Annotated in this window: 13 protein-coding genes; 9 read left to right on the forward strand and 4 right to left on the reverse strand. The window is 72.5% G+C overall.

Features of this window, described 5'->3' with window-relative positions; genetic code table 11:
* Positions 1-93 precede the first annotated feature (93 nt).
* Complete coding sequence (locus tag IE258_RS28960) at positions 94-993, forward strand: NAD(P)H-binding protein (RefSeq protein ID WP_189748286.1); 900 nt, start codon at positions 94-96, stop codon at positions 991-993.
* A 34-nt stretch (positions 994-1,027) separates the two neighbouring features.
* Here the strand turns inward: IE258_RS28960 and IE258_RS28965 are convergent, their stop codons facing one another.
* Positions 1,028-1,912: a LysR family transcriptional regulator gene (locus tag IE258_RS28965; protein WP_052842528.1), complete on the reverse strand. Its 885-nt coding sequence runs from the start codon at positions 1,910-1,912 to the stop codon at positions 1,028-1,030.
* A gap of 131 nt (positions 1,913-2,043) precedes the next feature.
* Here IE258_RS28965 and IE258_RS28970 point away from each other — a divergent pair, with 131 nt between their 5' ends.
* The 6 genes from IE258_RS28970 to IE258_RS28995 all read left to right on the forward strand — a co-directional run bounded on the left by IE258_RS28970 (position 2,044) and on the right by IE258_RS28995 (position 8,239).
* Positions 2,044-2,715, forward strand: coding sequence for a succinate dehydrogenase (locus IE258_RS28970; RefSeq protein ID WP_189748647.1), 672 nt, complete (start codon positions 2,044-2,046; stop codon positions 2,713-2,715).
* Between the two features lies 1 nt (position 2,716).
* Positions 2,717-4,666 (forward strand): fumarate reductase/succinate dehydrogenase flavoprotein subunit, encoded by a 1,950-nt coding sequence (locus IE258_RS28975; RefSeq protein ID WP_189748288.1) that lies wholly within the window; start codon positions 2,717-2,719, stop codon positions 4,664-4,666.
* Positions 4,663-5,412, forward strand: a complete 750-nt coding sequence (locus IE258_RS28980) for a succinate dehydrogenase/fumarate reductase iron-sulfur subunit (protein ID WP_189748290.1) — start codon at positions 4,663-4,665, stop codon at positions 5,410-5,412. The genes IE258_RS28975 and IE258_RS28980 overlap by 4 nt, the downstream gene beginning before the upstream one ends.
* A gap of 200 nt (positions 5,413-5,612) precedes the next feature.
* A complete protein-coding gene (locus tag IE258_RS28985) occupies positions 5,613-6,383 on the forward strand; it encodes a GNAT family N-acetyltransferase (protein ID WP_189748292.1) in 771 nt (256 codons plus the stop codon).
* Complete coding sequence (locus IE258_RS28990; protein WP_189748294.1) at positions 6,383-7,210, forward strand: lysophospholipid acyltransferase family protein; 828 nt, start codon at positions 6,383-6,385, stop codon at positions 7,208-7,210. Before IE258_RS28985 ends, IE258_RS28990 begins: the two co-directional genes overlap by 1 nt.
* A gap of 72 nt (positions 7,211-7,282) precedes the next feature.
* Positions 7,283-8,239, forward strand: a complete 957-nt coding sequence (locus IE258_RS28995) for a DUF2382 domain-containing protein (RefSeq protein ID WP_189748296.1) — start codon at positions 7,283-7,285, stop codon at positions 8,237-8,239.
* A 45-nt stretch (positions 8,240-8,284) separates the two neighbouring features.
* On the opposite strand, the gene IE258_RS29000 is transcribed toward IE258_RS28995, so the two are convergent.
* Complete coding sequence (locus tag IE258_RS29000; RefSeq protein WP_189748298.1) at positions 8,285-10,630, reverse strand: ATP-binding cassette domain-containing protein; 2,346 nt, start codon at positions 10,628-10,630, stop codon at positions 8,285-8,287.
* Positions 10,631-10,672: 42 nt separating this feature from the next.
* Entirely contained in the window at positions 10,673-11,692 is a 1,020-nt protein-coding gene (locus IE258_RS29005) for an LLM class flavin-dependent oxidoreductase (RefSeq protein ID WP_189748300.1), read from the reverse strand.
* 59 nt (positions 11,693-11,751) lie between these two features.
* On the opposite strand from IE258_RS29005, the gene IE258_RS29010 reads away from it, so the two are divergent.
* Positions 11,752-12,243, forward strand: a complete 492-nt coding sequence (locus tag IE258_RS29010; protein WP_189748302.1) for a phosphatase domain-containing protein — start codon at positions 11,752-11,754, stop codon at positions 12,241-12,243.
* Positions 12,244-12,276: 33 nt separating this feature from the next.
* Here the strand turns inward: IE258_RS29010 and IE258_RS29015 are convergent, their stop codons facing one another.
* On the reverse strand, positions 12,277-12,492 hold the full coding sequence (locus tag IE258_RS29015) for a dodecin (RefSeq protein ID WP_030399431.1): 216 nt from the start codon (positions 12,490-12,492) through the stop codon (positions 12,277-12,279).
* Between the two features lie 260 nt (positions 12,493-12,752).
* Between IE258_RS29015 and IE258_RS29020 the strand changes: the two genes are divergently transcribed.
* Positions 12,753-14,021 carry an extracellular solute-binding protein gene (locus tag IE258_RS29020; protein WP_189748304.1) on the forward strand — a complete coding sequence of 423 codons (1,269 nt, stop codon included), beginning with the start codon at positions 12,753-12,755 and terminating at the stop codon, positions 14,019-14,021.
* Positions 14,022-14,036: the final 15 nt, after the last annotated feature.

The following is a 14,036-nucleotide window of genomic DNA, read 5'->3' on the forward strand; positions in this document are numbered from 1 at the left end:
AACAGGATGGGAGAGCGCCCGAGAGCGAACGGCAGCAGGCTTCCCGCCCGGCGCGCATCCTCTCCTCTCCCTCCCTGAACCGGAGTTGTGCTCGTGATCGTCATCACCACCCCGACCGGCGGAATCGGCCGACAGGTCCTCGACAACGTCCTGGACGCCCTCGGCTCCCGGGACGACGGGACCGCCCTGCGCGTCATCGCCCGCGATCCGGGCCGTCTCACCGACCGGGCCCGGGAGCGGGCCGAGGTGTTCCGGGGCTCGCACGCCGACCCCGAGGTCCTGGGCGCGGCCTGTGAGGGTGCCGACCAGGTGTTCTGGCTGGTGCCGCCCGCGCCCGGCGCCGACAGCGTCGAGGGCCACTTCCGGGACTTCACGCTGCCGCTGTGCGAGGTGATCGCCCGGCGGGGCGTGGCACGGGTCGTCGCCGTCTCCAGCCTGGGGCGCGGCGTGGCGAAGGACGCCGGACCGATCTCCGCCTCGCTCGCCATGGACGACCGGATCGCCGCCACCGGCGTCCACTACCGGGCGCTGTGCCCGCCCTTCCTGATGGAGAACCTGCTCGGGCAGGCTGCCGCGCTGCGCGACACGGGCGAGTTCCGCATGGCGTACGCCGCCGACCGCGTCCTGCGCACCTGCGCCACCGCCGACATCGCCGCCACGGCCGCCCGGCTGCTCCTCGACGACTCCTGGACCGGCCGCGCCGACGTCCCGCTCGTCGGCCCCGACGACCTCACCCCGCAGGGCATGGCCGAGGTGCTCGCCGACGTACTGGGCCGTCCGGTGCGGGTACGGGAGACCACCCCGGAGGCGTACAAGGCGTCCGCCCTGCGGTTCGGGGCGAGCGAGAGCGGGGCCCAGGGGCTGGCCGACATGGCCTCGGCGATGGAGGCCCAGGGCTTCTACGGCGCGGCCGAGCCCAGCACCCCGGACACGGCGCCCACGAGCTTCCGCCGCTGGTGCGAGGAGGTCCTCAGGCCGGCCGCACTCGCCTGACAACGGCTCCGGGCCACTGGACCGGGGCGGTCCCTCACCGCTCCAGCAGCATCCGCTGCAGCTCCCGGGCCGCCCGCGGCGGAGCCACGTCGCTGCGGTGGGCCAGGGCGATGGTCCGGTGCAGACCGGGCCGGGCCAGCGGAGTGACCCGCAGTCCGCGCCCGGAGCGGGCGGCCACCATCCGCGGGACGACCGCCATGCCGAGCCCGGCCCGCACGAAACCCAGCACCGCGTCCATCTCCCCGCCCTCCACGGCGAAGTCCGGCTCGAACCCGGCCGAGCGGCACGCGGCCACGGTCAGTTCCCGCAGGTCGTAGCCGTGCCGGAACATCACCAGCCGCTCGCCCTCCAGGTCGGTGATGCGCACGGCACGGCGCCCGCCGCCCGGCCGGGGCGACTCCGGGGAGGACACCACCACCAGGTCCTCCCGCAGCAGCTCCACCGTGGTCAGCGCCGGTGACGCGGTGGGCAGCGGCAGCACGACCAGGGCGAGGTCGAGCGCACCGCGCGCCAGCTCGCGCACCAGGTCGTGCGAGCCGCCCTCCTCGATCAGCAGCTGGATGCCGGGATAGCGGTCGTGGAAGGCGCGCAGCACGTCCGGGAGCAGGCCGGTGCACAGGCTCGGGGTGGCGCCCAGCCGGACCCGGCCCCGGCGCAGCTGCGCCAGCTCCAGCACCTCGTGCCGGGCGGTGTCCGCGTCGGCCAGGATGCGCCGGGCCAGCGGCAGCAGCGCCTCCCCGGCGTCGGTGAGGGTGATGTTCCCGCGCGCCCGCAGGAACAGGTCGGCGCCCAGCTCCCGCTCCAGCGCCTTGATCTGCTGCGACAGCGAGGGCTGCGCCACGTGGACCACCTCGGCGGCCCGGGTGAAGTGCCGGGTCTCGGCGACCGCCACGAAGTACTGGAGCTGTTGCAACTGCATACCGCGAGCATACGTGGTCGATAGGCAGTCCCTATGGAATCCAGGCGTTCCATGTCTTGGACCGATGAGGCATGGTCCCCGTAACGTCCTGTGACATGGCTCTGGCAACGCGGACGGACCGACGGCCGTCCATGGCGCGCACCGTGTGGGACTCGACCGTCGGCAAGAAGACAGTGATGGCGGTCAGCGGTCTCGTCATGCTGCTCTACCTGGTCGCCCACATGATCGGGAACCTGAAGATCTACTTCGGGGTCGAGGAGTTCAACCACTACGCCCACTGGCTGCGCACGATCGGCGAGCCGTTCATGCACTACGAGTGGACGCTCTGGCTGATCCGCGTGGTGCTGGTGGTCGCCGTCGTCGCCCACGCCGTCTCCGCGTACCAGCTCAGCCGCCGCGACATCAAGGCGCGCCCCAGCAAGTACGTGCACAAGAAGGCCCGTTCCAGCTACGCGACGCGCACCATGCGCTGGGGCGGGATCATCCTCGGCCTCTTCATCGTCTGGCACATCCTCGACCTGACCACCGGCACCGTGCACTCCGGCGGCTTCGAGACGGGCAAGCCCTACCAGAACGTCGTGGACACCTTCTCCACCTGGTACGGCAACGTCATCTACATCGTCGCGATGCTCGCCCTCGGCCTGCACATCCGGCACGGCTTCTGGAGCGCCGCCCAGACCCTCGGCGCCGGCAGCCGCACCCGCGACCGGGCCCTGAAGACGACCGCGAACGTCCTCGCGCTGCTGCTCACGATCGGCTTCGTCGCCGTACCCGTGGGCGTCATGACCGGAGTGGTGAGCTGACATGACAACCTACGCCGACTACACGACCGGCGAGCCGGTCGCCGACACCAAGGCCCCCGCCGGACCCGTCAACGAGCGCTGGGACACCCGCCGTTTCGAGGCGAAGCTGGTCAACCCCGCCAACCGGCGCGGCAAGACCGTCATCGTCGTCGGCACCGGCCTCGCGGGCGGCTCCGCCGGTGCGACGCTGGCCGAACAGGGCTACCACGTCGTCCAGTTCTGCTACCAGGACTCCCCGCGCCGGGCCCACTCCATCGCCGCGCAGGGCGGCATCAACGCCGCGAAGAACTACCGCAACGACGGCGACTCGATCCACCGCCTGTTCTACGACACCGTCAAGGGCGGCGACTTCCGCTCCCGCGAGTCCAACGTGCACCGGCTGGCGCAGATCTCCGTCGAGATCATCGACCAGTGCGTCGCCCAGGGCGTGCCCTTCGCCCGCGAGTACGGCGGACTGCTCGACACCCGCTCCTTCGGCGGCGTGCAGGTCTCCCGCACCTTCTACGCCCGCGGCCAGACGGGCCAGCAGCTGCTGCTCGGCGCCTACCAGGCGCTCAGCAGGCAGATCGCGGCCGGCACCATCGAGATGCACGCGCGCACCGAGATGCTCGACCTGATCGTCGTGGACGGCCGGGCCCGCGGCATCGTCGCCCGGGACCTGATCACCGGGAAGATCGACACCTACTACGCGGACGCCGTCGTCCTGGCCAGCGGCGGCTACGGCAACGTCTTCTACCTCTCCACCAACGCCATGAACTCCAACGCGACCGCCGTCTGGCGGGCGCACCGGCGCGGCGCCTACTTCGCCAACCCCTGCTTCACGCAGATCCACCCCACCTGCATCCCGCGCACCGGCGAGCACCAGTCCAAGCTGACGCTGATGAGCGAGTCACTGCGCAACGACGGCCGGATCTGGGTGCCCAAGGCCAAGGGCGACGACCGTCCCGCGAACAAGATCCCCGAGGACGAGCGCGACTACTACCTGGAGCGCATCTACCCGTCCTTCGGCAACCTGGTCCCGCGCGACATCGCCTCCCGCGCCGCGAAGAACGTGTGCGACGAGGGCAGGGGAGTGGGCCCCGGCGGCCAGGGCGTGTACCTGGACTTCGCCGACGCGATCAAGCGCATGGGCCGCAAGGCGGTGGAGGCCAAGTACGGCAACCTCTTCGACATGTACCAGCGGATCACCGACGAGGACCCGTACGAGGTACCGATGCGGATCTACCCCGCCGTGCACTACACGATGGGCGGCCTGTGGGTCGACTACGACCTCCAGACCACCGTGCCCGGCCTGTTCGCGATCGGCGAGGCCAACTTCTCCGACCACGGCGCCAACCGACTCGGCGCCTCCGCGCTGATGCAGGGCCTGGCCGACGGCTACTTCGTACTGCCGGCCACCATCAACGACTACCTCGCCCGCAACCCGCTGGGGGACGACGTCGACGACGACCACCCGGTGGTGCAGGAGGTGCTGGCCGAGACCGAGGACCGGCTGAACCTGCTGCTGTCCGTGGACGGCGACCGCACCCCGGACTCCTTCCACCGGGAACTGGGCGAGCTGATGTGGGAGTTCTGCGGCATGGCTCGCACCGACTCCGGCCTGCGCAAGGCCCTGGAGCGCATCCCGCAGATCCGCGAGGAGTTCTGGCGGCGCATCAAGGTCCCCGGCACCGGCGAGGAGTTCAACCAGTCGCTGGAGAAGGCCAACCGCATCGTCGACTACCTGGAACTCGCCGAGCTGATGTGCCTCGACGCACTGCACCGCGCCGAGTCCTGCGGCGGCCACTTCCGCGAGGAGTCCCAGACCCCGGACGGCGAGGCGGCCCGCAAGGACGACGAGTTCGGCTACGCCGCCGCCTGGGAGTTCACCGGCACCGGCGAGGCCCCCACCCTGCACAAGGAAGACCTGGTCTTCGAGTACGTCCACCCCACCCAGCGGAGCTACGCATGAAGCTCACCCTGCGCGTCTGGCGGCAGAAGAACGCCGACGCCGACGGCGCCATGTCCACGTACCAGGTGGACGGAATCTCCAGCGACATGTCCTTCCTGGAGATGCTCGACACCCTCAACGAGGAACTCATCCTCAAGGGCGAGGACCCCGTCGCCTTCGACCACGACTGCCGCGAGGGCATCTGCGGCGCCTGCTCGCTGGTCATCAACGGCGACGCCCACGGCCCCGAGCGCACCACGACCTGCCAGCTGCACATGCGGTCCTTCCAGGACGGCGACACCATCGACATCGAGCCGTGGCGGGCCTCCGCCTTCCCGGTCGTCAAGGACCTCGTCGTCGACCGCTCGGCCTTCGACCGGATCATCCAGGCCGGCGGCTACATCACCGCGCCCACCGGTGCCGCGCCGGAGGCGCACGCCACGCCGGTGCCGAAGCCGGACGCCGACCTCGCCTTCGAGCACGCGGAGTGCATCGGCTGCGGCGCGTGCGTCGCCGCGTGCCCGAACGGGGCGGCGATGCTCTTCACGTCCGCGAAGGTGAACCACCTGAACGTGCTGCCGCAGGGCGCGCCCGAGCGGGAGACGCGGGTGCTGGACATGGTCGGGCAGATGGACGCGGAGGGCTTCGGCGGCTGCACGCTCACCGGCGAGTGCGCGACCGCCTGCCCGAAGGGCATCCCTCTGGTCTCCATCACCAGCATGAACAAGGAATGGCTGCGGGCCACGCGCAAGGTGGCCAAGAAGTAGCCCTCACGACGTTCGCCGTCAGGTGCGGACGGGCGGGGCCGGGGGAGGTGCTCCCCCCGGCCCCGTCTCGCATTCGCTCCCGGCATTCAGGAAGCGCACATCCGCGCTCCCGGCAGTCGTCATGCGCAGTACAGCCGGCGTCGGAAGAACTGGGTCGAGCCGTCCCCACGACCACCGTTCTCACGACCAGGAGAGCACCCATGACCGGCGTACTGACCGCTGACCGCCCCCCGAGGCCCGCCGCTCCCCGCCGCTACACCGTCGCCCTCGCCCGCGACGAGGACGACGTGCGGGCCGCCCAGCGGCTGCGGCACGACGTGTTCGCCGGGGAGATGGGCGCGCTGCTGGCGAGCCCGCAGCCCGGCCACGACGTCGACGCCTTCGACGCGTACTGCGACCACCTGCTGGTGCGCGAGGAGACGACCGGGCAGGTCGTCGGAACCTACCGGCTGCTGCCGCCGGAGCGCGCCGCGGTCGCCGGACGGCTGTACGCGGAGAGCGAGTTCGACCTCGCCGCGCTGGACCCGATCCGGCCCTCCCTGGTCGAGGTCGGCCGGTCCTGTGTGCACCCCGACCACCGCGACGGCGCCGTCATCGGACTCGTCTGGGCCGGCATAGCCCGCTACATGACCGACCGCGGCCACGCCTGGCTGGCGGGTTGCTGCTCACTCCCGCTCGCCGACGGCGGCGCCCTCGCCGCCGGTGCCTGGGACCGGGTGCGGACCAGGCACCTGGCGCCCGAGGAGTACCGGGTACGGCCGCTGCTGCCGTGGGTCCCGCGCCCGGCGGCGCCCGCCGCCCGCACCGAGCTGCCGGCGCTGCTGCGCGGCTACCTCCGGCTCGGCGCCTGGGTCTGCGGGGAGCCCGCGCACGACGTGGACTTCGGCGTCGCGGACCTGTACGTGCTGCTGCCGATGAACCGGGTCGACCCGCGCTACCTGCGGCACTTCCTCTCACTGGCCCCGGCCTGATGAGCGGCTGGCTCCCCTTCGCGCCCTGCACCCCCGCCGCGTGCGTGGAGCCGACCGCGGCCGCGGCGGCCGTACCGCGGGCCGTGCTGCGGCTCAGCGTGGTCGCGGTGCTGCTCCTCGCCGGGATCGCCGTCGTGCTGGCGCCCTTCGGCCTCAGGCGCAGGCTGCCCGCGGCCCTGGTGCGACGCTGGTGCCAGTGGGTGGTGCGGGCCGCGGGGATCCGGGTCCGCGTCACCGGGGCCGCCGTCCCCGGGGGCGGGCTGCTCCTCGTCGCCAACCACGTCTCCTGGCTCGACATCCCGCTGCTGGCCGCCGTACGCCCCGCGAGGATGCTGGCCAAGAGCGAGATCCGGCGCTGGCCGGTGGCGGGCGGGCCGACGGCGCGCGCCGGGGTGCTGTTCATCGAGCGGGACCGGCCGCGGGCCCTGCCGGACACGGTCGACGCGATCGCGCGGGCCCTGCGCGCGGGCGCCGCCGTGGCCGCCTTCCCCGAGGGCAGCACCTGGTGCGGACGTGCCCACGGCCCCTTCCGCCGGGCGGTGTTCCAGGCCGCCCTGGACGCCGGGGTGCCGGTGCAGCCGGTCCGGATCCACTACCGGGCGGGGGAGCGGGCGGTGAGTACGACGCCCGCGTTCGTCGGCGCGGACACACTGCTGGCCTCCCTGTGGCGGGTGGCGTCGGCGCGCGGCCTCGTCGCCGAGGTGACGGTGCGCCCGGTCGTGCCGCCCGGCCGCCACCGCGACCGCCGCTCCCTGGCCCGGGCCACTGAGGAAGCCGTCCACGGTGACCCCTGGAAAGCACCTTCGAAAAGTATGTGTGCTTTGTGAGGTTTGTGCCGTTTCCTTACCGCTGGATGCGGACAACCGGAAGGCAGGCACTCGAAAGGAGGGTGATGGCAGATGATCACCCGTGAAGAGATCGCCAACGTCCTGGACCAACCGGTCTACGACGGGGACGGCAACAAGATCGGCGACGCGAAGCATGTCTTCTTCGACGACATGACCGGGCGCCCCGAGTGGGTGAGCGTCAAGACGGGCATGTTCGGCTCCACCGAGTCCTTCGTGCCCATCCGGGACGCCGCACTCGTGCAGGACCACCTCGAGGTTCCCTACGGCAAGGACCAGGTCAAGGGCGCGCCCTCGGTCGACGTCGACGCGGGCGGCCATCTGTCGGAGACCGAGGAGCACCGGCTCTACGACTACTACGGCATCAACTGGGACAGCGTGCTGTCCGAGGCCGAGCGCACCGACGACGGCCCCCGGGCCGCGGGACCGGGCACGGCCGGAGCCGCCGGAGCGGCGGGCGCCGCGGGCGTCGCGGGTTTGGCCGGCACGCGTGGCGAGGCAGGCGGGAAGGACCTGCGCGGTACGGCCGGGGGCACGGCCGGGACGGCCGGCGGCACGACCGGCCGCCAGGACGCCATGGAGCGCGAGGCCATGCGCGGCGACCAGGCCATGACCCGCTCCGAGGAACAGATGCACATCGGCGTCGAACGGCACGAGTCGGGCCGGGCCAGGCTGCGCAAGTACGTGGTCACGGAAGAGGTCCAGCAGACCGTTCCGGTGACCCACGAGGAAGTGCGCGTGGTGCGCGAACCCATCACGGACGCCAACCGCGACGAGGCCCTGGCCGGACCGGAGATCAGCGAGGCCGAGCACGAGGTCACACTGCACGCGGAACGCCCCGTCGTGGAGACGGAGACGGTGCCGGTGGAGCGGGTCCGGATGACCACCGAGGAGCTGACGGAGAACGAGACGGTGCGCGGACAGGTCCGCAAGGAGCGCATCGAAGCCGAGACCGAGTCCTTCACCGAGGACGAGATGCGGCAGGGCGACAAGCGGCGGGGCCGCGAGTGACCGACCCCCGACGTCGCCGCGGGACCGGGCGCCGGTGAGCCCACCTCACCGGCGCCTCCCGCCGTCCAGGGCGCGGGCCAGATAGGGCGCGGTGGCGCTCGCCCCGACGCCCGCCACCTCGACGGGCGGCCCCGCGGCGACGATCAGGCCGCCCGCGTCACCGCCGCCCGGCCCCAGGTCGATCACGTGGTCGGCCCCCGCCACCACGCTCATGTCGTGCTCGACCACGACCACCGTGTGCCCGGCGTCGACCAGGCCGTGCAACTGGCGCATCAGCACCTCGACGTCGGCCGGGTGCAGACCGGTCGTCGGCTCGTCGAGCAGGTACAGGGTGTGGCCGCGGCGCCCTCGCTGCAGCTCGCTGGCCAGCTTGATGCGCTGTGCCTCCCCGCCCGACAGCTCCGTCGCGGGCTGGCCGAGCCGCAGGTACCCCAGACCGACGTCCAGCAGCGCGGCCAGACTGCGGGCCACCGCCGGGGTGTCCGCGAAGAACTCCGCCGCGCCCTCCACCGTCAGGTCCAGCACCTCGGCGATGTTCCGCCCCCGGTACGTCACTTCGAGCGTTTCGGGGTTGTAGCGCGCACCTCCGCAGTCCGGACACGGCGTGTAGGTGCTGGGCAGGAACAGCAGCTCGACGCTGACGAAACCCTCGCCCTGGCAGGTCTCGCAGCGCCCGCCCGACACGTTGAAGGAGAACCGGCCCACGCCGTAACCGCGCTCCCGGGCCTGCCCGGTGGCGGCGAAGACCTTGCGCACCACGTCGAACAGGCCCGTGTACGTGGCCAGGTTGGAGCGCGGGGTGCGGCCGATCGGCCGCTGGTCCACGGAGACCAGCCGGTCCACCCCCGGCAGGTCCTCGGTGATCTCGCCGACCAGGGTGGACTTCCCGGAGCCGGACACGCCGGTCACCGCGGTGAGCACACCGAGCGGGAACCTCGCGGTCACCCCGCGCAGGTTGTGCCGGGTCACCGGACCGACCGTCACCGTGCCGCGCGGGACGCGCACCTCGCGGACGGGCGCGGGGGAGCGGTGGAAGAGGTGGCGGGCGGTGGCGGACTCCGCGACGCCGGCCAGCCCGTCGACCGGGCCGCTGTACAGCACCCGCCCGCCGTGCTCGCCGGCGAGCGGACCGACGTCCACGATCCAGTCGGCGCCGCGCATCACACCCAGGTGGTGCTCCACCACGAACACCGAGTTGCCGGCCGCCTTCAGCCGCTCGAGCACCGTCAACAGTGCCTCCGTGTCCGCGGGGTGCAGACCCGCCGAGGGCTCGTCGAGGACGTACACGACACCGAAGAGCCCGGAGCGCAGCTGGGTCGCCAGCCGCAGCCGCTGCAGCTCGCCCGCGGACAGGGTGGGCGTGGGCCGGTCGAGGCTCAGATAGCCGAGCCCCAGCTCGACGACGGGCGCGATCCTGGAGGTGAGGTCCTCGGTCAGCACCCCGGCCGTCACACCCTCGGTCGGCAGCAGGGCGGGCAGCTCGGTGAGCGGCAGCGCGGCCAGCTCGGCGACGGTGCGGCCGCCGACGGTCACCGCGAGCGCCTCGGCCCGCAGCCGGGCGCCGCCGCACACCGGACAGGGGGCGCTGGTCAGGAACCGCTCCGCCTTCGCCCGCAGCGTGGCGCTCTTGGAGTCCGCGAACGTCTTCATCACGTACCGCCGGGCGCTCATGTACGTGCCCTGGTACGGCCGCTGGATGCGACCCGCGTCCCGCACCGGGTGCACCGTGACCACCGGCTGCTCGTCGGTGAACAGGATCCACCGACGCGCCTCGGCGGGCAGCTCGCGCCAGGGCCGGTCCACGTCGTACCCGAGGGCGTCCAGGACGTCCCGCAGGTTCTTGCCCTGCCAGGCACCCGGCCACGCGGCGATCGCACCGTCCCGGATCGACAGCGAGGGATCCGGAACCAGCAGCTCCTCGGTCGTGCGGTGCACCCGGCCCAGCCCGTGGCACTCCGGACAGGCCCCCGCCGCGGTGTTCGGCGAGAACGCGTCGGAGTCCAGCCGCTCGGCGCCCGGCGGATAGTCGCCGGCGCGGGAGAAGAGCATCCGCAGGGAGTTGGAGAGGTTGGTGACCGTCCCCACCGACGAGCGCGACGTCGGCGTGGCCCGCCGCTGCTGGAGCGACACGGCGGGCGGCAGCCCGGTGACCTCGCCCACCTTCGGGGCGCCGACCTGGTGGATCAGGCGGCGGGCGTAGGGCGCCACCGACTCGAAGTACCGCCGCTGCGCCTCCGCGTAGACCGTCCCGAAGGCCAGCGAGGACTTGCCCGAGCCGGAGACCCCGGTGAACACCGCCACCACGTCCCGGGGGACGTCCACGTCCACGCCCTTGAGGTTGTGCTCGCGGGCGTCGCGCACCCGGACGTACGGGTCGTGGGGGCTGTGCATCGCGGAGGGCTCCGTACGGTGGGCGGGACAAACCCCGCGATTCTACGCCGGGGCGCCGAGCGGTCCCGTACCGGTGACTCGGGCGAGCCGCCGGTGGGAGTCCAGCAGCGCGGCACGGTCGTACGTGCTCGTGGTGACCAGGACCTCCTGGGCACCCGTCTCCTTCACGAGCGTCTCCAGCTCGTCGGCGACCTGCTCCTCGGTACCGGCGATGTGGCCGCCGAGACCGCCCTCGTACAGGTCGCGCTCCTTCGCGGTCATCGTCCGCGCTTCGACCTCCTCGGCCGGCGGCAGGGGCGGGAAGGAGCCGCGCGTGCGGGCCTGGGCCATGGACCACGCCTCCGGCACCAGGAGCCGCCGGGCCTCCTCGGGCGTGGCGGCCACCGCGACGGTGCCGGAGACGACGACGTACGGCTGCGCGCTCCACTCGGAGGGGCGGAAGGCGACGCGGTAGCGGTCGATGCCGCGGCGCATCCGGTCCCGGTCCCGCAGGTCCCCGATGACCATCGGCAGGCCGGCCTGGGCGGCGACGGCCGCGCCCTCGCCCATCGCCAGCACGAACGGCGGCACGGTCAGCCCCTCCGCGGGGCGCGCGTGCACGCCCGTGGGCGAGGTGCCCCGGAACCAGCCGAGCAGGTCGGCCAGTTGCGCGTCGAAGTCCTCGGCGTCGTCCTTCTCCCGGCCCAGTGCCCTGCGGACGCCGTCGGTGAAGCCCACCGAGCGGCCGAGCCCCATGTCGATGCGGCCGGGGAAGAGCGACTCCAGCACGCCGAACTGCTCGGCGACGACCAGCGGCCGGTGGTTGGGCAGCATCACGCCCCCGGTGCCGACGCGGATGCGGCGGGTGGCCCCGGCCACGGCGGCCGCCAGCACGGTCGGCGCCGATCCGGCCACCCCGGGCACGCCGTGGTGCTCCGCCACCCAGAACCGGTGGTAGCCGAGCCGCTCCGCCTCCCGGGCCAGGTCCACGGTGTCGCGCAGCGCCTCCCCGGCGGTGCGGCCCGCCCGGATGCGGGAGCGGTCGAGGACGGAGAAGCGCGTGCTGGCGAGTGCGGAGGTCACACGGTGTTCAACGCCCCCACGCCGCACAGATTCCCGGCGGCGCGCTCTAGGGTGGGCGGGTGAGCGACAGCAGCAAGCCACCGGTGGCCGTGTTCGACCTGGACAACACCCTCGCCGACACCGCGCACCGGCAGCGGTTCCTGGAGCGCAGGCCGCGCGACTGGGACGCGTTCTTCGCCGCCGCGCCGCACGATCCGCCGCTCGCGGAGGGCATCGCGCTGGTGCGGGAGAGCGCGCGGGAGTGCGAGATCGTCTACCTCACCGGACGGCCCGAGCGCTGCCGGCGCGACACGCTCGACTGGCTGGCCGCGCACGGTCTGCCGGACGGGGCGGTGCACATGCGCGGCAACGCCGACCGCAGGCCCGCCCGGCGCACCAAGCTGGAGATCCTGCACAGGCTCGCGCGGACCCGCGAGGTCCGGATCCTGGTGGACGACGACGAGCTGGTCTGCGACGACGCCGAACGGGCCGGCTTCCCCGTGCTCCGGGCGCGCTGGGCGGCACGGTCGGCCGAGCTGCGCGCGGCGCAGGAGCGCGAGGGCCGTACCTGAGGGACGTGAGCGTCCGAGAGGGCTTCGGGGGCGTCAGTCCGACTCCTCCAGGCGGAAGCCCAGCTTGAGGCCGACCTGCCAGTGCGCGACCTGCCCGTCCTCGATCTGGCCGCGCACCTGCGTCACCTCGAACCAGTCCAGCTTGCGCAGGGTCTGCGAGGCGCGCGTGATGGCGTTGCGGACGGCCTGGTCGACGCCGTCGGGCGAGGTGCCGACGACCTCGGTGACCCGGTAGGTGTGGTTCGACATGCGGGTGCTCCCTTCCGCGGGGCAGCGGTGTGCCCTGCGTCACTCCACCGTGCCCCAAGTCCGGACGGAGCGCGAGGCAGTGCCGTTCGGGGTGGAAACCTTCCGGTACCTCCCCCTCGCCCCTTGACCTTTGTAATGGTCCATACCAAAATCCCAGACACCCGTTCGAGCCTCGGGCTCGTCCCCCACGTCGGGTCTCCCTTCGCGTGTGCAGGACACACCTGTCCGCGCCCTCTGTTCGTCAGTCAGAAGGACCCCTCGTGAGACGTCGACTCCTCGCCCTTGTCTGTGTGTCCGCCTCCGTGCTCAGCGGCTGCGGCCTGATCTCGCAGGACGGCGGGAGCGAGCGGCGCACCGTCACCGTGTGGCTGATGAAGGACAGCGCCTCGCAGGACTTCCTGAAGCGGTTCACCGAGGGCTTCGAGGCCGACCATCCCGACCTCGACCTGGACATCCGCATCCAGGAGTGGACCGGCATCGGCGACAAGGTGCAGGCCGCGCTGAAGGCCGACGGCACGGACGGGCCCGACGTCGTCGAAGTCGGCAACACCCAGGTCCCGCAGTACGCGGAGGGCGGCAGGCTGCAGGACCTGACCCTGGAGTCGATGCGCGACTGGGGCATCCGCGACTGGCTGCCGGGTCTCGCCGAACCGGGGCAGTGGATGTCCCAGCAGTTCGGCATCCCCTGGTACGCCGCCAACCGCGTCGTCATCTATCGCAAGGACCTCTTCGAGCAGGCCGGCATCAACGAGCCGCCCCGCACCCGCGAGGAGTGGCTCGACGCCTCGGAGAAGCTCGACGAGAACGGCGACCAGGGCATCTACCTGGCCGGCCAGGACTGGTACACGCTCTCCGGCTTCATCTGGGACGAAGGCGGCGAACTGGCCACCCAGGACGGCGAGGGCGGCGTCTGGACGGGCGCGCTGGACTCCGCGGCGGCCCTGCGCGGCATGGACTTCTACCGCGAACTGCAGGCCCTGGGCGACGGCCCGGTCGACGCCGACGAGGAACACCCGCCGCAGTCCGGGGTCTTCGCCAAGGGCCAGGTCGCGCAGATCGTCGCGGTGCCGGGCCTGGCCCAGTCGATCGTGCGCGAGAACCCCGACCTCAAGGGCAAGATCGGCTTCTTCCCGGTGCCCGGCAAGAGCGCCGACAAGCCCGGCGCCGTCTTCACCGGCGGCTCCGACCTCGTGGTGCCGAAGAACACCGACCAGGAGGAAGGCGCCCTCGCCGTGATCGAGGCGCTCGCGGGCGAGAAGTGGAACACCGACCTCGCCCGCACCATGAACTACGTCCCGAACAAGAAGTCGCTCGCCGAGGAAGTCTCCGGCGAGGAGGGGATCGAGGCCATGGCGGCCGGTGCCGCACAGGGCCGGGCGACCCCCGGGACGCCCCGGTGGGGCGCCGTCGAGGCGGACAACCCGATCAAGGCGTACATGACGAAGGTGCTCACCGGGGCGGACGCGAAGTCGGAGGCTCGGAAGGCATCCGACCGCGTCACCGCACTGCTGGACGCCAACGCGCGCTGACCGGCGGGCGCCGGG

Source organism: Streptomyces tendae, assembly GCF_014650435.1.
GTDB lineage: Bacteria > Actinomycetota > Actinomycetes > Streptomycetales > Streptomycetaceae > Streptomyces > Streptomyces tendae.